The organism is Aeromicrobium sp. Root344 (assembly GCF_001425755.1).
Classification (GTDB): domain Bacteria; phylum Actinomycetota; class Actinomycetes; order Propionibacteriales; family Nocardioidaceae; genus Aeromicrobium.
The window spans coordinates 2,371,129-2,388,975 of sequence record NZ_LMDH01000001.1 but is presented as its reverse complement, the minus strand read 5'-3'; the positions used below and the strand labels follow the sequence as shown (position 1 = coordinate 2,388,975).

Sequence of the window (17,847 nt, the reverse complement as noted above, 5' to 3'; positions counted from 1 at the left end):
GTGAGGCGGACCAGGTGGTCCAGCGGACGGGACGGGGTCGTCCCCTCCGCCACCGAGCGGCCGAAGACCGCTCGGATGCTGGTGGGCTGGCCGGCGAGTGCCCGGCCGCTCGTCGTACGCGTCATGCGACGTCGACTCCGCGATGCTTGGCCACGACGCTGAGCTCGCCCTCGTGGATGCGCTGCACGAGGTGCGCGACGGCCTTGCCGAACGGCCCTCCGCGCTTGCGCCAGACGGCAGGCGTGCCGAAGTTGGCCGCGGCGGGCACCTCCGCCGCGGTCGGCACCACGACGTCGACCGGGATGCCCAGCAGCGACTCGATCTCCCGCGGCCCGACGCCATGAGCGCGCTCTGCGCGGTTGAGGACGACATGCCGGGACTCCGGCACCCCGATGACGGACGACAGCATCGCGAGCTGGCGCCGCAGCGCCCGGGCACTCGACACGTCCATCGACGTCACCGCGACGTGGTCCGTCGCGACGCTGACCGCTGCCACGGTGAAGGGGTCGAGCCGGGCCCCGGTGTCGACGACGACGTAGCGGAACTCCGCCGCGAGGCGCTGGAGCAGGCGCGACACCGCCTCCGGCGTCGCCCGGTCGACGACGGTGGGGGTCGGTGACGCGCACAGCACCCACAGGCCGCCGGCGTGCGAGGTGAGGAACGTCTTGAGCACCAACGAGTCCATCGACGACCGCACCTCGAACACGTCGCCGATCGTCCCGAGCGGGTCGAGGTCCAGCATCAGCCCGACGTCCCCGAACTGGAGGTCGAGGTCGACGAGCACGGTGTCCCGCGGAGCCTCCGCGGCAAGTGCCACGGCGAGGTTGACCGCGACCGTGCTGCGTCCGACCCCGCCGCGCGGCCCGGTCACCACGACGATGCGGTTCGAGTCCGCCGCGGTGGCTTCGGCCGGCGCACCGTGGACCCCGATGCTCCGGACGTTGCTCCCCTCGAACCTGGCCCACAGCGACTCGATGTCGTGCGCCGACGCGGACGACGGGATGACGTCGCGTATGCCCGCGCGCATCGCCTCGACCATCGACACGCGGTCGGGGTCGGACACCAGCACGACGTGGGCGCCGGGAACCTCTCGGCGGATCGCCTCGGCGAGGGTCAGCGCCTCGCCCACCGGCAACAGGTCGCCGACCATCACGACGTCCGGAGCGCTCAGGCCGCCGACGAACGCCGCCAGTCCGCCGAGCGCGATCACGCGATCGAGCGCGTCGGCCTCGATCGTGGCGACGCGGTGGTCGCCCAGCGACGTCGCGTGACGGGTGAAGGTGGGGTTGGTGGCAAGCATCAGGACCCTGGTCATGTCGGTTCTCCCTTTGAAGTGGTGTGCATGCATCCCCCTAGTTGCTGATCGCCACGGACGACGCACCGAAGTCGGCACCCGTCGGCGAGTAGGTGAAGTCCGGGTCGCGGGTGAAGGACTTCACGAAGTAGCCCTGGATCCCCTGGCAGCCGACACTCGCCGGCGGGTGCGTGAGCAGGTTGATCGCGCCGCACAGCGGTGCGTTGGGATCCAGGTTGGAGTTCGTCGGGAAGTTCCAGCCCGTGATCTTGAACGGGGCGAAGCCGAGAACCTTGACGCCGATCCGCGGCGGGATCTTCGTCTTGTACGTGCAGATCGACAGGATGCAGACGTCGACCACCAGCTCGAGGCCGAGCTGGTCGAGCGTGATCGACGGCCGGTAGATCGGCACCAGGATGATCTGGTTCTTCTTGATCTGGCTGCCCAGCTTGGTGACGCAGTTGGACGGGATGACCGAGCTCACGGTGCTGCCGAGGAAGCCGTCGATCGTGCCGACCTTCATGTTGCAGACCGACGAGTTCCAGTTGAACGTGCTGTGCAGCGCGTCCTCGATGCCGGACAGCCAGATCGGGCCGCGCAGCATCTTGAGGTTGAGCCCCTCGGGGGTGGTGCAGGAGTCCGTCACGCCCAACAACTCACCCAGCAGTCCGGTGATGAGCCGACCCGCCGCACCGCCTTGCACGATGACGTTGAACACGACGCTGATCAGGTCCGAGCGCAACAGGATCGGTGTCGTGGCCGGCGCCTGGTTGGCCTTCCACATGCAGTACGGCACCGCCATCGGCAACATCGGCGCCCCCTCGACGGGATACCCCCCAAGCGTGGCCGTCGCGGAGGCCTTCACGCTCTTGGAGCCGATGCCCAGCAGGCCGAAGAATCCCGTGTTGACCGTCTTGTCGACCTTGACCGTCACCGAGGTCGAGCTCGAGTTGACGGTCCCCGGGATGGTCGCGGTCCCACTGCCGGAGTTCTGCGTGACGAAGTAGTTGGCGGTGCTCTGCGCCCCGGTCGGGCTGCAGGTCGTCTTGCCCTGCGCGCAGTCGAGCGCGATCGCGTTGGCCGCGGCGTCGGCGGAGTGCTGGATCCGCGCGCGCTGGTACGCCATGTTGCTCGTGTCGATGCCGATGCCGGTGGCCGCCACCAGGGCGGTCATCAGCAGACCGACAACCACAGTCGTCGCCCCACGCTCCTCCGAGCGCGCAGGTCGACGCGAAAACCAACCGTTCATCCCCGGGCTCCCTCTCCCGTTGGACTCACCAGCTGCAGTCGTGGGTCACCACGACCCCGCACGTGAGCTCAGGTTCAGGACCGGCTCCCTCCGGTCCTGGTGCTGCCACGCCATGACGGCGCGAGCTCAGCTACGTGCGGCTATCACCTCGCAGAACGTTCATGATCACTCCCTCTGTTGTCGTGCATCGTCGCCGAGGCGACGCTCCCAGGCCAGAACATACTCCCGGCCACCCTGTCACGTACGGGATTTGTGGGAATTCAGCGAGCCGCCCTGCGATTCCAGCGAATAATGCCGGTCAGATCACGCAGCGCGCCGGGCGCGAGGACCATACCGAGCACCAGAGGACCAACCCAGAGGAAGCCCCAGACGATGTTCTCCGGCCGTCCGACGAACAGCGTGAGCACGACCCAGAACGCGATCCACGCGAGGACACGATTGGCCAGCGGCGACGCGATCGAGGCCCAGCCGAGCAGCCCCAGCACGAGCACCAGGACGCTCACCAGGTCAGGCCCGGCACCGGCGAACGTCGTCAGGCGGACCGTCTCCAGCACGTGGGCCAGGCCGTCGTGCGCGAGCCAGCCGGGCGACTCCGGATCACCCGCCGAGGTCTGCCGGGCCACCGCCCACAGGTGCACCGCGTAGACGACCGCGAACAGCGTGCCGGCCGCGATCCAGGCCGTGGCCTCGCGGCGCCGTCGCTCCCCCATCGCCGCCACCGCCATCAGCACGAGATAGGGCGCCGCGAGCTCGCGGAAGAAGCACGCGAGCAGGCCGAGCACCACCGCCGCGGCGAAGCGGTCGGACGTACGCACGGCGAGCGACAGGACCACCAGCAACCCGGCCCAGCACTCGTGCTGCGTCACCTGGACCGGACCGACGTACGAGCCGAAGGCGACGAGGGCGCCGAGACCGCTCACCAGGAAGAAGGCGCGCCGGCTGTCGACGCTCTCCAACCGCCTGACCATCGCGAGACCGACGACCACGGCCAACGCAGCCAGGACGGCCATGCCGTGACGCCAGCCACCGAGCCCGGCCAGCAGCCACGCGAGGGTTGGCTCGCGTACGGTCATCGCGGGCCGGACGGGATAGCCGCGCTCGAGCTGCTCGGACACCGACGCGGAGTAGAACCCCTCGCCGTGCCGGACGTGATCGATGACGGCCCGATAGAGGTCGGAGTCGGCGTCGTGCCTCGACGACTGGGTCGCATAGTCCTGCAAGGGGCCGACCGTCAGAGCCGCGCCGACGATCGCGAGCAGCACGAGGCCGAGGACGGCGAGCCGGGCGTACGGCGGCCAGTCGGCGAACCGCCTGGAGACCGTCACGGCTGGCGGCTCTTCGCGGGTTCGAGCAGCACGTAGCCGGCATCCTCGTCGACGAGTCGCCAGCCGCTGTCGCGCAAGGCGCCGACCAGCGGCTCACCCGCGGCGAGCACGGCCAGCACCGGATCGGCGCGCGCCACGTACGCCTGCCACCCGGGCTGCGCCTGCATCACGCTCAGCGTCCGCTCGAGGTGGCTCACCGGATAGGCGTCGAAGAGCCCGTCGACGACGACGTTGACCTGCGGGTGGCGCCACACCAGCCAGCTGCCGGCGGGCGGATCGTTGAGGACCGTCTCGCCGTCGCGTACGGCGTCCAGCCGGGCATCGAACGCGGTCGGGACCTTGGCCGGCTCGTCCGCGGTGTGCGGCACCGCGACCCCCAGCACGACGGCCATCGCTGCGCCGGTCAGCCAGAGCCGCCTCAGCTCGACAGCCCGGGACTCGGCGTCGAGCGGAAATGACACCCGCTCCTGGAGCGCGCGCACGAACAACGGGACCACGATGAGCCCGGCGATCGCCATCGTGCGGCCGTTGAGGACGATGCCGCCAGCAGCCATGGCGATCAGGAGGCCCTCCGCGACGGTCAGGTGCTTCCGGCTCGCGAGCAGGGCACCCGCGAGCAGGACCATGATCGTGGCGGGCCACGGGTCGATCGAGGCGAACGACGCGCGCTGCCACTCGCTGATGAGGTGGGCGCGGTCGTTCACGACGAACGGGGTCAGCAGCAGCTTGGGGCCGACCGGCGTCAGCGCGGCGACAACCAGCGATGCCAGCGGGATCACGGCCGACCTGGCCGCCTGCCGTCGGTCCGGTCCGGCGATGAGCAGGCCCGCCGTGACGACGAAGCCAGTCGCGACCCCGACGATCCAGAACCCGTGGCACATCGCCCACAGCCACGTCATCGGGACGAGCCACCACCGGGCCCGGCCGTCCTCCTGCGTGCGGAGCCACACGTGCACCACGAGCGGCACGAGGACCAGGCTGACGAGCTGCGGACGCGCGGAGAGGCTGCCCGACGCACCGATCACGGCGAGGCAGGTGCCGAGGGCTGCGATGAGCGGGCTGGCGTACGCCCGGCAGATCCCGTAGACCGTGAGCAGGAACGTCAGCAGTCCGACGCCGTAGAGCCAGGCGACGCCCGGCAGACCTGCGACCCGTTCGACGGCCGACATCCCCGCGGCCGCCAAGGGCTGGGTCGGCACCCAGTCGGTCGTCGCGTACGTCGACCACCGCGGCGGATCGGCCCAGTGCCACGGCGCGCCGAGATCGGCGCCGAGCCTGAGGTTGAACCACGTGTCGGCGTTGGACAGTGGCTGCGCCGCCACCGAGGCGAGCCGCGTCATCAGGATGAGCAGCGCGGCGATCCCCGCCCATCGGAACGCGCGCTGGGACATGGGCGCCAGCATAAGCCGGGCCAGACCACCGCGTCGGGAAAGCGCGAATGCGGCGTCAGCTGGTGACGGTCACGGGTTCGAACCGGTCCATCCCGACCAGGACCATGGTGTTCTGGCTGACGCAGGTCTGCAGCACGATGTCGGTCTGTGGCAGGTCTCGCACCTTGGCCTCGTTGCGAGGCGCGTGCCCGATCGTCTTCACGACGTAGGTGCCGTCGTGCACGCCATCGCCCGAGAGCTTGATCGCGTCGCCCTTGCCGAGCTTGGGTATCCACGCGAGGCCGCCGCAGTAGTCGTGCTCGGCGATCAGCCGCGGCCGGTACTCACCAACGAAGACCGCGATCGGACCCTTGCAGAGGTCGAGCATGAACTCCGAGCGCTTGAGGCTCGAGGTCGCGAAGATCGTCCGGACGAACTTCGCCTTGGGCGGCTTCGCCGGGCGGACCACCTGGTCGAGCGTCGCGGACTGCAGCGCGGTCGGGCCGGACGACGGTGTCGGTGCGTCCGAACCGGACGACAGCAGGGTCACCGCGAGCACGACGGTCGCCGCGACGACGAGGGCCGCGAAGATCCGCTTCATGGTGCCACCTCCTGCTCCCACCATCGTACGAGGCAGTGCCCGACTGCGGGGACCTGCAAAAAGTGCGCCCCGGACGTGAGACGGTGTGGCTGGGTCCGGACATCTGCAGGTAGACGTCCGTACACCGCACAGATCGGAGCGCCGGGTGACACCACCGACGACCACCGCCGAAGGCACCGGGGACCGCGAGCTGCTGGCCCGCGCCTCGGCGGGCGACCGCGCCGCGTTCGGCCAGCTGTACGACCGGCACGTGCGGCCGGTCTACTGGCAGGCGTACGCCGTCGTGCGCGACCAGCGCGAGGCCGAGGACGTCACGCAAGAGGTGTTCATCACGACGTGGGACAAGATCCGCCGCATCACCGTCGTCGACGACTCGGTGCTGCCGTGGCTGCTGGTCACGGCGCGCTACACCGCGCTCAACGCCCGGCGCCGCTCGCAGAAGGTCAGTGCGCGCAGCATCCAGCTCGACGCCGACCTGCCGGACGACGCGTCGGTCGAGGACGAGGTCGTCGCCGCGCAGGTCCGCGGCGAGATCGACAAGGCCGTTGCCGCGCTGTCGCCGACCGACCAGCGGCTCTACGAGATGTGCGTCGCCGGCGACCACACGTACGAGCTGGCAGCCCGCGAGCTCGGTGTCAGCCACGCCGCGGTCCGCAACCGCGTCTCACGACTCCGCACCCGGCTTCGCGCCGACCTCCGTTCGATGAGGGAGACATCATGACCACCCCCACGCTCAACGACGACCGCATCGGCAAGATGCGCTCCACCGTCATGCACGCGGTCGACCAGGACATCGCCAAGCGCGGCCACCGGGCCCGTACGACGATCGGGCTCGCGGCGGCCAGCGTCGTCGTGATCGGCTTCGGCTCGGTCGGCATCGGCGCGCTGAGCAACGGCGGCGGTGCGGGTGACGGGGCCTCGGACAGCGGCGCCGGCGGCAGCACGCAGGCGAAGGCGGGGCCCGCTCCGCAGGCGGACGACTCGGCCGGTGGACGCAGCAACACGCTGGAGAAGACAGCTGCGCCGGACGCCGACCGCGAAGTCATCACGACCGGCGAGATCAACGTGAGGGTCAAGGACCCGCGCACGGTCGCCCAGAAGATCAGCGCCTACGCCGAGACGATCGGCGGCCGGGTCGACAGCCGCACCGAGCACGGTGACGGCGACGACGCGTCGGCGTTCGTCACGGTGCGCGTGCCGAGCACCAAGGTCACCGCGACGATCGACCGGCTCAAGACGTATGGCACGGTCACCAACGTCTCGCTGCAGAACGACGACGTCACGGCCCAGGCCAAGGACCTCGACGCCCGCATCGACGCGCTCCGGCTGTCGATCGACCGGCTCGAGCGGATCATGGCGAACGCGGACACCAGCGGTGAGCTGATCAAGGCCGAGAACGCGCTGACCCAGCGCCAGGAACAGCTCGAGAGCTTCGAGGCGCAGCGCAAGCAGATCGCCGACCAGGTCTCGCTCTCGACGCTGTCGATCGACCTGTCCCAGAAGGCCAGGGCCGACTCGGTGGAGCCCGGCGGGTTCAAGGGCGGGCTCACCGACGGCTGGAACGCCCTCGTGTCGACGGTCAACAACGTCGTCGAGGTCGCCGGAGTGCTGCTGCCGTGGCTGGCGATCGTGATCGTGCTCTACGGCGCGTACCGCCTCGTCGCCCGCCGTCGAGGCTGGAACTAGGCATCTCAGCATTCGAACACATGTTCGACTTCGGCGGCGTCTTGTCGTAGAGTTGTCAGTGCGCCGATCTGGAACGACATGGGTCGGGTGAGAACCCTTCAGTGGGCCCCAAGGTTGAGACGACTCCCTGCCCATACGTCTGAAGGTTTCCCGTGTCCGTTGCTCCCGTCGCCTCGCTCCCGCACCCGTTGGTGTCTGCGGTTGAGCAGATCGAGGGTGCACTGGACGGTATGTCATTGGGTGCCTGGGCTGGCCTTGAGCCAGTCACGGTGCGTGACCTGGTGGAGCGGTTGATGCGGGTCGAGGCCCGAGTCAAGGCTCAGCAGGTCGCTGGCACGAGGGCGCTGGAGGCCTCGGGATTCGCCAAGGCCCAAGGTGCATCGTCGACCGGGGCGATGCTGGCTGGGTCGTTCGGTGGTGATCGCAGGGCCGGTGACCACATGGTCAACATGGGTAAGGCGCTGGAATCCGCATCTCGCACCGAGGAAGCCCTGGCCGGTGGCCAGATCGGCACGGCGCAGGCCGCGATCATCGCCGGGGCGGTTGCCGATCTGCCCGATGACACCACGCCCGAGCAGAAGCAGGCTTGTGAGGACACGCTGATCGGTGACGCCGGCAGGTTGTCGTTGAAGGACCTTCGTTCGCGTTCCAAGCGGATCACCGACCAGTTCAAGCCCGCGCCTGAGGTCGACGAGATCGAGAACCGGACCTTGGAGGCGCGGGAGAAGGACGCCTGGCGGCGGTCGGAGTTCTGGATGTCCAACGACGGCGACGGGACCTGCCGGGGCGGGTTCCGCATCCCCGAGGCGCAGGCAGACCAGCTGCTCACCGCGATCCAGGCGATCAGCGCACCCCGACGCGACCACCTGCACGACCACACCCCCGGTGCGGAGTCCTACTACGACCGCGACCTGGAGCACCGGCACCGGTTGGGCATGGGATTCGCCGAGCTGTGCGATCACCTGCCCACCGACAAGCTCCCCGGCAAGGGCGGACTCAGCGCCACCCTGATCGTCCGGTTCGACCACGACACCCTCGTCCGCGGCATCAAGCCTGCCACGCTCTCCACCGGCACCAGGATCTCGGCGGGCCAAGCCCGTCGCATGGCTTGCAATGCGGGACTCGTCCCCCAGGTGTTCAACGGCACGTCGCTGCCCCTCGACCACGGTCATGAGCAGCGCCTGTTCACGAGGACCCAGAAGCAGGCCCTCGCCAACCGAGACGGCGGCTGCACCTTCCCAGACTGCGACCGGCCACCCGAATGGTGCGAAGCGCACCACTGGCGCATGCGTTGGGCAGACGGCGGCGAGACCCGACTCGCCGACGGCGTCCTCATCTGCCCGTTCCACCACCGCACGATCCACGACAACGCCTGGACCATCCGCATGTCACCCGGCGACGGCCACCCCGAGTACAAGCCACCCGGGTCTCAGGTCTGGAAACGGAACCATCGATGGCGGCCCTGACCCTTCGACAAGCTCAGGGGACCGTGGGGTCTCAGTCCTCACCCAGGAACTCGCGTGCGACGCCCTTGGGCACGCACATGCGCCACGCGTCAATCACGAGCTCTTCCATCTCGTCCGGGTCGAGCGCCGCCATGTCGGCGACGACCCACTGATAGCGCATGTCGCCCGGCGACGGCATCTGGAACGTCTCGGGCCTCGACGAGACGAGGTGCTCGCGCTCCTCACGCGGGAAGCCGAAGCCCATCAGCGTCTCGTCGCGGGAGAACGCGACGAAGACGAGGCTGCCGACGCGGAACTTGATGCGGTCGCGCACCAGCACCTCATAGGCCCGGGGCAGCGTGAGCGCGACCCGTCGCACGTCCTCGACCGTGATCACCCTCCAGAACGTACGCCGCAGCGCGGACAGTTCGCCCTGCCGCCTGACAGGATGACGGCGTGACCGCACCCCAGGACAACCGGACCAGCTGGTCCGATGCCGCGCCCGTGCCCTTCTGGCTCGACACCCCCGACCGGCCACCCGCCCGGCCGGCGCTCGCGGGCGACCTGACCACCGACCTCGCGGTCGTCGGCGGCGGATTCACGGGGCTCTGGACCGCGCTGATGGCCAAGGAGCGCGACCCCGCCTGCGACGTCGTGCTGATCGAGGCCGGCCGCATCGCCGGCGAGGCCACCGGCCGCAACGGCGGGTTCTGCTCCGCGAGCCTGACGCACGGGGAGGCCAATGGGCGCGATCGCTGGCCCGACGAGTACGACCAGCTGCACCGGCTCGGCATGGAGAACCTCGACGAGATCGCCGCGACGATCGAGCGCTACGGCATCGACTGCGACTTCCGGCGCACCGGCGAGCTCGCGGTGGCGACCCGGCCGCACGAGCTCGCCGACTACGACTCCTCGGCGCCTGACTTCCTCGACGCCGAAGCCCTGCGGCGCGAGGTCGACTCACCGACGTACCTCGGCGGCACGTGGGACCGCGAGGGCACCGCGATGCTGGACCCGGCCCGACTGGCCTGGGGCCTCGCCGCAGCAGCAGAGGCGGCCGGCGTCGTCATCGTCGAGCACACGCCGGTGCGGGACCTCACGGCGCACGGCGACGGCACCACGCTGGTCACCGGGACCGGTTCAGTCACCGCCCGGCGGGTCGCGCTGGCGACCAACGCGTTCCCGTCGCTGCTGAAGAGGCTCCGGTTCCACACCGTGCCGGTCTACGACTACGTGCTGATGACCGAGCCGCTCACCGACGACCAGCTCGCCTCGATCGGTTGGCAGCACCGCCAGGGACTCTCCGACTCGGGCAACCAGTTCCACTACTACCGGATCACCGCCGACAACCGGATCCTGTGGGGCGGCTACGACGCGATCTACCACTTCGGCCGCAGGATCGGGCCGAAGTACGACCACCGCCCGCAGACCTACGCGACGCTGGCGGCCAACTTCTTCGAGACGTTTCCGCAGCTCAGCGGCCTGCAGTTCTCGCACCACTGGGGCGGCGTGATCGACACGTGCACCCGGTTCTGCGCCTTCTTCGGCACCGCACGAGACGGCGCGGTGGCGTACGCGACGGGCTACACGGGGCTCGGCGTCGGCGCCTCGCGGTTCGGCGCCAACGTCATGCTCGACCTGCTGTCGGGCGAGGAGACCGAGCGCACCCGGCTCGAGATGGTGCGCAGCAAGCCGCTGCCGTTCCCGCCCGAGCCGTTCGCGTGGATCGGCATCCAGATCACGACGTGGTCGCTCAAACGTGCCGACCGCACGGGTCGGCGCAACCTGTGGCTCCGACTGCTCGACCGCTTCGGCCTGGGCTTCGACAGCTAACTGACCAGGCCGCGCAGGGCCTCGTCGGAGGCGAACAGCGCCTCGCGGTCGTAGGTCGAGGTCGACGCCAGCAGCTCGTCGGCCCCGGTGCGCTCGGCGAGCCGCTCCAGCGCCCGACGGACGGTCTGCGGACCACCGGCGACGGCGCGGTCGAGAGACGCCTCGACCCGGTCGCGCACCTGGGTCGTCCAGGCTTGGCGCCGAATGTCGTCAACTGGCTCGAGCGGCGGGAACTCCCCCGTCTGTCGCGAGCGCGCCATCGCCCACGCCTCCGGCAGCGCGAGCTCACGGGCCGTGGCGTCGTCGTCGGCCACGGTCACGTCGAGCGACACCACGACGTACGGCCGCTCGACACCGGGACTCGGGCGGAAGTCCCTGCGGTACGCCTCGAGCACCTCGGTGAGCCGTGGCTCGCCGAGGATCGGGCCACCGATCACCGCCGGCAGCCCCAGTCGGGCGGCGATGACAGTGCCCCGCCCGGTCGCCAGCACGAACATCGGCACTCGTCCGGCCACCTGCGGTCGAGCGGTCACCGCCGCGGCGCCGTCAAGGTACGCCCGCAGGTCGCGCAGGTCGTCCTCGAACGTGTCGGGCGCGTGATCGCGCAGCGCCTCGCGTACGGGCGCCGTGAAACCCAGAGAGCGGCCGAGCCCGAGGTCGATGCGGCCCGGGTGCAGCGCCTCGAGCATCAGGAACTGCTCGGCGACCACGAGCGGCTGGTGGTGCGGGAGCATGACGCCGCCGGACCCGAGCCTGATCCGGTCGGTGCGGGCCCCGATCGCAGCCAACAGCACCGGCGGCGAGCCGCTGGCGATGCCCGGCACAGCGTGGTGCTCGGCGACCCAGAACCGGTCGTACCCGAGTCGTTCGGCGTTGATCGCCCGGTCGATCGAGCCCGTCAGCCCCTCCGCCTCGGGACGACCGGTCCGCGTGCGGGACCGGTCCAGGAGCGAGAGCTTCACACCATGGTCAACCCGCGTGGGACGGCGTTGCTTCCCGGCTCGTCGCAGTCGCTCCGAAGACGAACCGTTTGTAGGACCCGAACCGGAACCCCGCGCCGCGCAACTGATCCGGACGCAGTCAGGTTGCGTGCAGGTTGGCCGTCCCAGGATGTTCGACATGGGTCAACCCCCTGAGCCCCGTCCGGTCCCTGCTTCCCCTGCGGGCCCGGGCGGGGCTCGACTCTTCAGGGAGTGAGGGGCCGCCGCTACTGCGTGCGGCGGCCCCTGCCTGTTCAGCGGGCGAGGAAGCCGAGCAGTGCTGCGTTGACCTCGTCGGCGTGCGTCGCCAGCATGCCGTGCGGCGCGCCCTCGATCTCGACGTACTCGGCGGCGGGGAGCCGCTTGGTGAACTCCCGACCGGTCGCGTCGATCGGCAGGATGCGGTCCGCGGTGCCGTGCACGATGAGCGCTGGGACATCGACCTTGGCGATGTCGTCGCGGAAGTCCGTCAGCCAGGTGTCGACCACAGCGGACGCGGCGTACCACGACGAACCGGCAGCGACCGTCCAGCTCGCGCGGACCGTGGCCTCGCTGATGCGACTGCCGAGGGTCTCGTCGAGGTTGTAGAAGTTCTCGTAGAACGAGTCGAACCACGCGAACCGGTCGTCGGTCGCGGCCTGGCGAATGCCGTCGAACACGTCAGCCGGCACGCCGGTGGGGTTGTCGTCGGCCTGCAGCAGGTAGGGCTCGAGCGAGGCGAGGAACGCGACCTTCGCGACGCGGGCAGTGCCGTACGTGCCGACGTAACGGCCGACCTCGCCGGTGCCCATCGAGAAGCCGACGAGGACGACGTCCTGCAGGTCGAGCGTCTCGAGCACGACGTCCAGGTCGGCGGCGAACGTGTCGTAGTCGTAGCCGGTGGTCGGCTGGCTCGACTGGCCGAAGCCGCGGCGGTCGTACGTGATGACGCGGTAGCCGGCCTTGAGGAGCGCGGCGGACTGCTTCTCCCACGAGTGTCCGTCCAGCGGATAGCCGTGGATCAGGACGACCGGCTGCCCCGTGCCGTGGTCCTCGTAGTAGAGCTCGATGTCGGTGGAGTTCTCGGTGCCGACCTTGATCGTTGCCATGTCAGTTCCTCTCGAAGTCTGGAGAACGTTCGTTCTCCGGTATGCTCTAGACTAGAGAACGATCGTTTTCTACGCAAGCCCCCGAGAGGATCAGCTCCATGACGAAGGTCACTGCGAACGATGCCCGCGCGTCGAGCGACGACGCCGTCCGCGACCTGGTCATCGCCACGGCCGACAGCCTCTACAACCTGCGTGGCATCCAGTCCGTGGGCATGGACGCCTTGCGCGACGAGTCGGGCGTCTCACTCAAGCGGCTCTACAAGCTCTTCCCGTCCAAGGAGGTCATCGTCGAGGAGGTCCTGCGCAGCCGTCACGAGCGCTGGATGAGCAGCGTGTCGGCCGCAGTCGCCGAAGCCTCCGGACCGCGTCAGCAGCTGCTGGCGATCTTCGACTTCCTCAGCGCCTGGTTCGGCGAGAACGACTTCCGCGGGTGCGGGTTCATCAACTCGTTCGGCGAGCTCGGCGGCACGGTCGAGTCACTCGCCGGCATCGTCCGCGACCACAAGGCGGACTTCCAGGCATACGTCGCGCGGCTCGTCGAACAGGCCGGCGGACCGGCGTGGCTCGGTCCCCAGCTGGCGATCCTCGCCGAAGGCGCCCAGACCACGGCCGCGATCGCCGGCACCAGCCAGGCCGCGGACGATGCCCGCCGCGCCGCGGAGATCCTCATGGACGCCGCCGGCATCACGGAATGACGCTGGCCGTCAGGAGCCGGCCCGGTGACCTGGGTCGAACCCCGCGCACGCGCGTCCGACCTCACCCACCGCCACACGAAGAAACCCGGTCGCAGGGCGACCGGGTCTTTTCACTGGTGGAGCATAGGAGATTCGAACTCCTGACCTCTTCGATGCGAACGAAGCGCGCTACCAACTGCGCCAATGCCCCTCGTGCTGCCTCGCAACTTTATCAGGCTGGTTCAGTGGCCGACGGCCCGGCGTTCGTCGCCGGCGTCATCGCCCCGCTGCGGCAGCTCGACGTCCTCACCCTCGATGTGTCCCGAGGTCCAGGCGCCGGCCTGGCCGAAGTCGATCGTGCGGACGGTGCGGCCGGCGCGGGGCTTCGTGACGTACGTCGGCAGGGTCACCGGGAGCGGGTCCCAGAGCGCCTCGCCGGTCGTGGAGACCGACGGCACGGCGATCACGATCTGGTCGTCGAGCGCGTTGGCCTCGAGCGGGACGTCCTCCATCTGGTGCTTCAGACCGGGGTTGATGTCCTCGAACTGGCCCGAGACGACGATCGTCTGCTCTTCGTCGGCGGCGGTCGAGACGGATGTCTTCTTGTCGGCCCTGGGCTGCTTCGGCGTCTTGACGCGGGCGATGCCGAGCTCGCTGCGGACCTGGAGGCGGCAGGCCACGAGCCACGCCACGATCAGCGCGACGGGGGCCGCGACCCAGAAGGGAGCGATGACCGAGGCGGCGGCGAGGCCGCCGGTCAGCACAGCCGCGGCCAGCAGGGTCAGCAGGGTGCGACGGCGGCGCCGCGCGGCGAGGCGCGCCGCGGGACGGTCGAGCGTACGGGCCGGAGCTGCCACGACCTTCTCGGCGACCGGGATCTCAGGCAAAACGGGCGACGCGGCGGGTTCGGCGACCGACGCGGCGGGCTTCGCAGCGGGACGGGCGATGACGCGGGACTGCGAGCCGGAGGCCTCGACCGAGGCGTTCTTGCTGGCCTCGTCGTATCGGCGCAGCACGAGGGGCACGAAGTACGCGGCCCAGACGGCCACGACAAACGCGATGATCAACCCACTGCTCGAACCCACGAGCAAAACGGTAGGCGGTGCAGGTCCGCTAACCCGGCACCCACGGCCGTGTGTCGCCTGAGAACTTGTGGGACGGGTGTGACTCGGTGACTCAGGAAGGCGGCTCGAGCCGCTTCAGGAGCCCGCCGGGCACGTCCTCGGCGAGCACCTGGAACACCCGGTGATCCCGCCAGTCCCCCGCGATGTGCAGGAATCGCCGGGCCACGCCGATCTCGACGAAGCCGAGCTTCTCCACGACCCGCAGGCTGGCGGCGTTCTCCGGCCGGATCGCGATCTCGATGCGATGCAGCCCGACGGTCGTGAGCAGGTGGTCCGCGACCAGCGCCACGGCGGTCGGCGTGATCGACCTGCCGGCGTGGCTCTTGGCCACCCAGTAGCCGAGGCTGGCCCAGCGCGCCGATCCCCAGGTGATGCCGTTGACCGTCAGCATGCCGACCATCTCGTCGTCCCACGTCAGCACGAACGGCATGGCCTGGCCGAGCCGCGCTCGACGGCGCAGCGTGCCGATCATCCCGACGTACGACGTGGCCGGCGGACCTGCCTCACGCGGCAGGGTCGCCTCCCACGGGCCGAGCCAGTCGGCGTTGTCGGCCCGCAGCCGCGCCCACGTGCGCGCGTCGCGACGGCGCAGCGGACGTACGCCGATCCGTCCGTGCGTGAGGACGACCGGCCAGCCGGGACTCAGGACGCACCGCCCGGGTGGTCGCCGCCCATCAGCTGGTCGACCGCGTGCGGCAGGACGTCGGCGAGCACCGCGAGGCCGTCCTTGACCCCGCCCCGTGATCCCGGGAGGTTGACGATGACGGTCGTGCCGGAGACGCCGGCCAGCCCACGCGACAGCATCGCGGTGCGTACGCCCTTGGCGACGCCGTGAGCCCGGATCGCCTCGGCGACGCCCGGCAGCTCGCGGTCCAGCAGCGGCCGGGTGGCCTCAGGGGTGCGATCCGTCGGGTTGATGCCGGTGCCGCCGGTCGACAGGACGACCGAGACACCCTCGGCGAGCGCCGCGCGGATGGCCTCGGCCACGGGCTCACCGTCGCCCACGACAGCCGGCGGGCCGACCTCGAAACCCCACGCCGAGAGCGCCTCGACGATCAGCGGCCCGGTCGTGTCCTCGTAGACCCCGGTCGACGCCCGGTTGGACGCGACGACGACGGCTGCCTTCATGCCTGCCCCGACGGCGACCGGGTCCAGTCGCCGCTCTTGCCACCGGACTTGGCCACGACCTCGATGTCGGTGATGCGGGCCAGCTTGTCGACGGCCTTGACCATGTCGACGACGGTCAGCGCCGCGACGCTGACCGCAGTCAGGGCCTCCATCTCGACGCCCGTACGATCGGCAGTCCGTACGGTCGCCCTGATGGTCACGGCATCGTCCTCGACGACCAGGTCGACCTCGACCCCGCCGATCGCCAGCGGATGGCACAGCGGAATCAGGTCGGGGGTGCGCTTGGTCGCCATGATCCCGGCGATGCGGGCCGTGGCGATCGCATCGCCCTTGGGGACGCCCTCGCCGCGCAGCAGCGCGACGACCTCGGCGCTCACCTCGACCCGGCCGCGAGCCGTCGCCGTGCGGGCCGTGACGGCCTTGGCGGTGACGTCGACCATGCGGGCGGCGCCGGAGTCGTCGACGTGGGTGAGCCGGTCGGGCATGGTCAGAACGGCCGATCCAGCACCAGCGTGCGGACCGTGTCACCCATGTTGAGCGCGGTCTGGTCCTCGCCGACGATGATCAACGCATTGGCCTTGGCCAGCGAGCCGATGAGGTGCGAGCCGTTGCCGAGGATCGGGGTGACCTTGGCGCCGCGATGCGTCACCTCGAAGACCCCGCGGACGTACTGGCGGATGCCCGGGGTCGACGTGAGGTCGGCCGCGAGGACCGCGTGCACCATGGGCCGGCGGTAGGGCGTGCGACCCATCATGCGACGGATCGCCGGCAGCACGAACACCTCGAACGACACGTAGGCCGACACGGCATTGCCCGGCAACGTGATGATCGGGGTCTGCTCGTCGAACACCTTGCCGAAGCCTTGGGGCTTGCCGGGCTGCATCGCGACCTCGACGAAGTCGACCGTGCCGAGTGCCGACAGCGTCTCCTTGACGACATCGTGATCGCCCTTGCTGATCCCGCCGCTCGTGACCACGAGATCGGCGCGGACGAGCTGCTCGGACAGCACCTTGCGGAACGTGCGCGGGCTGTCGTCGACCGCTCCGACGCGGTAGCAGATCGCACCGGCGTCGCGTACGGCCGCGGCGAGCATGTAGCTGTTGCCGTCGTGGATCGAGTCGAAGTCGAGGTGTGTGCCGGGCTCGCGGAGCTCGTCGCCCGTCGAGATGACCACGACACGGGGACGTGGGCGGGCCTTGGCGCGAGGCGCACCGAGCGAGGCCAGCAGCCCGATCTCACGGGGTCCGAGCACCGTGCCCTCGGCGAGCACCGTGTCGCCGGCCTTGATGTCGTCACCCTTGGGTCGGATGCACGCACCACGAGCGGCGGGCTCGTAGATCTCGACACGGGCGTTGCCGCGGTCGGTCTTCTCGAACGGGACGACGGCATCGGCACCACGCGGGATCGGCGCACCCGTCATGATCTTGACCGCGGTGCCGGCGCTGATCGCGAACGGGCGGCCCGAGCCTGCGGCGATCTCCCCGACGACCGGCAGCGCGACCGGCTGCTCACGGGTCGCACCCACGACGTCCTCGGACCGGACGGCATAGCCGTCCATCGCGGAGTTGTCGAACAACGGCAGGTCGGACGGGCTGACGAACGCCTCGTGCAGCGGCAGGCCGAGGGACTCGACGAGCGGCTGGTCGTACGCACCCAGGGGCCCGATGCCGCGCAGGATCTTCTCGAGGTGGTCCTCGACGGTCAACATGCCCTCACGGACGCTGGCCGGCCGGGGCCGGGCGCTCGGCGCGGAGGCCGCGGGCTGGGTCGGCTCGGCAGGCGGCTCGGGCTGGGGTTGCGCGGGGGGCGCCGGCTCGGGCGGCCCCTCGGTCGTTGAGCTCGGCGACGCGACAGGGTCCGGGGCGACCGGCGGAGGCGGCGCAGGGACCGACGGCGTGGAGGGCGGCTCCGGCAGTCGTACGGGCTCGGTCTGCTCACCCTCGCCGGCCGGGCTCGACGGGAACCCGGGGATCGGATCCGGCGGAGTGTCCGAGCCGAGCGGCAGCATGTTCTGCTCCGGCCCGTCGTCGGTTTCTCCAGGTGACATGCG

The 17,847-nt window shown here is 70.2% G+C and carries 19 protein-coding genes and 1 tRNA gene; 6 read left to right on the top strand and 14 right to left on the bottom strand.

The genetic code is table 11. The features are described from left to right. Positions 1-121: 121 nt before the first annotated feature. The 5 genes from ASC61_RS11710 to ASC61_RS20480 all read right to left on the bottom strand — a co-directional run bounded on the left by ASC61_RS11710 (position 122) and on the right by ASC61_RS20480 (position 5,626). Complete coding sequence (locus ASC61_RS11710) at positions 122-1,315, bottom strand: AAA family ATPase (protein WP_056212084.1); 1,194 nt, start codon at positions 1,313-1,315, stop codon at positions 122-124. A gap of 37 nt (positions 1,316-1,352) precedes the next feature. After that, positions 1,353-2,543 (bottom strand): pilus assembly protein TadG-related protein, encoded by a 1,191-nt coding sequence (locus ASC61_RS11705; protein WP_082530619.1) that lies wholly within the window; start codon positions 2,541-2,543, stop codon positions 1,353-1,355. A 260-nt stretch (positions 2,544-2,803) separates the two neighbouring features. Next, complete coding sequence (locus ASC61_RS11700) at positions 2,804-3,868, bottom strand: hypothetical protein (protein WP_056212079.1); 1,065 nt, start codon at positions 3,866-3,868, stop codon at positions 2,804-2,806. Beyond that, positions 3,865-5,259, bottom strand: a complete 1,395-nt coding sequence (locus ASC61_RS11695) for a hypothetical protein (protein WP_157439470.1) — start codon at positions 5,257-5,259, stop codon at positions 3,865-3,867. The genes ASC61_RS11700 and ASC61_RS11695 overlap by 4 nt, the downstream gene beginning before the upstream one ends. A gap of 55 nt (positions 5,260-5,314) precedes the next feature. Beyond that, entirely contained in the window at positions 5,315-5,626 is a 312-nt protein-coding gene (locus ASC61_RS20480) for a hypothetical protein (protein ID WP_157439469.1), read from the bottom strand. Here ASC61_RS20480 and ASC61_RS20475 point away from each other — a divergent pair. The 4 genes from ASC61_RS20475 to ASC61_RS11675 all read left to right on the top strand — a co-directional run bounded on the left by ASC61_RS20475 (position 5,625) and on the right by ASC61_RS11675 (position 8,991). Next, complete coding sequence (locus tag ASC61_RS20475) at positions 5,625-5,918, top strand: GLUG motif-containing protein (protein ID WP_157439468.1); 294 nt, start codon at positions 5,625-5,627, stop codon at positions 5,916-5,918. The genes ASC61_RS20480 and ASC61_RS20475 overlap by 2 nt on opposite strands. A 66-nt stretch (positions 5,919-5,984) precedes the next feature. Further along, positions 5,985-6,560, top strand: coding sequence for an RNA polymerase sigma factor (locus ASC61_RS11685; protein WP_056212073.1), 576 nt, complete (start codon positions 5,985-5,987; stop codon positions 6,558-6,560). Beyond that, positions 6,557-7,525, top strand: a complete 969-nt coding sequence (locus ASC61_RS11680) for a DUF4349 domain-containing protein (RefSeq protein WP_056212071.1) — start codon at positions 6,557-6,559, stop codon at positions 7,523-7,525. Before ASC61_RS11685 ends, ASC61_RS11680 begins: the two co-directional genes overlap by 4 nt. Before the next feature lie 269 nt (positions 7,526-7,794). Further along, a complete protein-coding gene (locus tag ASC61_RS11675; protein WP_056212069.1) occupies positions 7,795-8,991 on the top strand; it encodes an HNH endonuclease signature motif containing protein in 1,197 nt (398 codons plus the stop codon). A gap of 31 nt (positions 8,992-9,022) precedes the next feature. On the opposite strand, the gene ASC61_RS11670 is transcribed toward ASC61_RS11675, so the two are convergent. Then, positions 9,023-9,367 (bottom strand): MmcQ/YjbR family DNA-binding protein, encoded by a 345-nt coding sequence (locus ASC61_RS11670; protein ID WP_056212067.1) that lies wholly within the window; start codon positions 9,365-9,367, stop codon positions 9,023-9,025. Positions 9,368-9,426: 59 nt separating this feature from the next. Here ASC61_RS11670 and ASC61_RS11665 point away from each other — a divergent pair, with 59 nt between their 5' ends. Then, positions 9,427-10,803, top strand: a complete 1,377-nt coding sequence (locus ASC61_RS11665; RefSeq protein WP_056212066.1) for an NAD(P)/FAD-dependent oxidoreductase — start codon at positions 9,427-9,429, stop codon at positions 10,801-10,803. On the opposite strand, the gene ASC61_RS11660 is transcribed toward ASC61_RS11665, so the two are convergent. After that, positions 10,800-11,765 carry an LLM class flavin-dependent oxidoreductase gene (locus ASC61_RS11660; protein ID WP_056212063.1) on the bottom strand — a complete coding sequence of 322 codons (966 nt, stop codon included), beginning with the start codon at positions 11,763-11,765 and terminating at the stop codon, positions 10,800-10,802. The two genes, ASC61_RS11665 and ASC61_RS11660, sit on opposite strands and share 4 nt — an antisense overlap. Positions 11,766-12,037: 272 nt before the next feature. Next, positions 12,038-12,871 (bottom strand): alpha/beta fold hydrolase, encoded by an 834-nt coding sequence (locus ASC61_RS11655; protein ID WP_056212062.1) that lies wholly within the window; start codon positions 12,869-12,871, stop codon positions 12,038-12,040. A gap of 98 nt (positions 12,872-12,969) precedes the next feature. On the opposite strand from ASC61_RS11655, the gene ASC61_RS11650 reads away from it, so the two are divergent. Continuing rightward, on the top strand, positions 12,970-13,566 hold the full coding sequence (locus ASC61_RS11650; protein ID WP_056212059.1) for a TetR/AcrR family transcriptional regulator: 597 nt from the start codon (positions 12,970-12,972) through the stop codon (positions 13,564-13,566). A gap of 114 nt (positions 13,567-13,680) precedes the next feature. Here the strand turns inward: ASC61_RS11650 and ASC61_RS11645 are convergent. From ASC61_RS11645 to glp, 6 genes are all read right to left on the bottom strand, one after another. Then, positions 13,681-13,756, bottom strand: a tRNA-Ala gene (locus tag ASC61_RS11645). A gap of 31 nt (positions 13,757-13,787) precedes the next feature. Next, positions 13,788-14,630: a divisome protein SepX/GlpR gene (sepX, locus tag ASC61_RS11640; RefSeq protein WP_157439466.1), complete on the bottom strand. Its 843-nt coding sequence runs from the start codon at positions 14,628-14,630 to the stop codon at positions 13,788-13,790. Positions 14,631-14,721: 91 nt separating this feature from the next. Beyond that, on the bottom strand, positions 14,722-15,276 hold the full coding sequence (locus ASC61_RS11635) for a GNAT family N-acetyltransferase (RefSeq protein ID WP_327019499.1): 555 nt from the start codon (positions 15,274-15,276) through the stop codon (positions 14,722-14,724). Positions 15,277-15,311: 35 nt separating this feature from the next. Further along, positions 15,312-15,797 (bottom strand): MogA/MoaB family molybdenum cofactor biosynthesis protein, encoded by a 486-nt coding sequence (locus ASC61_RS11630; protein WP_056212053.1) that lies wholly within the window; start codon positions 15,795-15,797, stop codon positions 15,312-15,314. Next, positions 15,794-16,282 (bottom strand): cyclic pyranopterin monophosphate synthase MoaC, encoded by a 489-nt coding sequence (gene moaC, locus ASC61_RS11625; protein ID WP_157439465.1) that lies wholly within the window; start codon positions 16,280-16,282, stop codon positions 15,794-15,796. The genes ASC61_RS11630 and moaC overlap by 4 nt, the downstream gene beginning before the upstream one ends. A gap of 2 nt (positions 16,283-16,284) precedes the next feature. Beyond that, positions 16,285-17,844, bottom strand: coding sequence for a molybdotransferase-like divisome protein Glp (glp, locus tag ASC61_RS11620; RefSeq protein WP_327019494.1), 1,560 nt, complete (start codon positions 17,842-17,844; stop codon positions 16,285-16,287). Between the last annotated feature and the right edge of the window lie 3 nt (positions 17,845-17,847).

Bases quoted from the DNA above. Each gene is read 5' to 3' on its own strand.
- glp (WP_327019494.1), bottom strand. From the start codon at position 17,844: ATGTCACCTGGAGAAACCGACGACGGGCCGGAGCAGAACATGCTGCCG.
- ASC61_RS11655 (WP_056212062.1), bottom strand. From the start codon at position 12,871: ATGGCAACGATCAAGGTCGGCACCGAGAACTCCACCGACATCGAGCTC.
- ASC61_RS20475 (WP_157439468.1), top strand. From the start codon at position 5,625: ATGAACTCCGAGCGCTTGAGGCTCGAGGTCGCGAAGATCGTCCGGACG.
- ASC61_RS11630 (WP_056212053.1), bottom strand. From the start codon at position 15,797: ATGAAGGCAGCCGTCGTCGTCGCGTCCAACCGGGCGTCGACCGGGGTC.
- ASC61_RS20480 (WP_157439469.1), bottom strand. From the start codon at position 5,626: ATGCTCGACCTCTGCAAGGGTCCGATCGCGGTCTTCGTTGGTGAGTAC.
- ASC61_RS11705 (WP_082530619.1), bottom strand. From the start codon at position 2,543: ATGAACGGTTGGTTTTCGCGTCGACCTGCGCGCTCGGAGGAGCGTGGG.
- ASC61_RS11695 (WP_157439470.1), bottom strand. From the start codon at position 5,259: ATGTCCCAGCGCGCGTTCCGATGGGCGGGGATCGCCGCGCTGCTCATC.
- ASC61_RS11650 (WP_056212059.1), top strand. From the start codon at position 12,970: ATGACGAAGGTCACTGCGAACGATGCCCGCGCGTCGAGCGACGACGCC.
- ASC61_RS11710 (WP_056212084.1), bottom strand. From the start codon at position 1,315: ATGACCAGGGTCCTGATGCTTGCCACCAACCCCACCTTCACCCGTCAC.
- ASC61_RS11680 (WP_056212071.1), top strand. From the start codon at position 6,557: ATGACCACCCCCACGCTCAACGACGACCGCATCGGCAAGATGCGCTCC.
- moaC (WP_157439465.1), bottom strand. From the start codon at position 16,282: ATGCCCGACCGGCTCACCCACGTCGACGACTCCGGCGCCGCCCGCATG.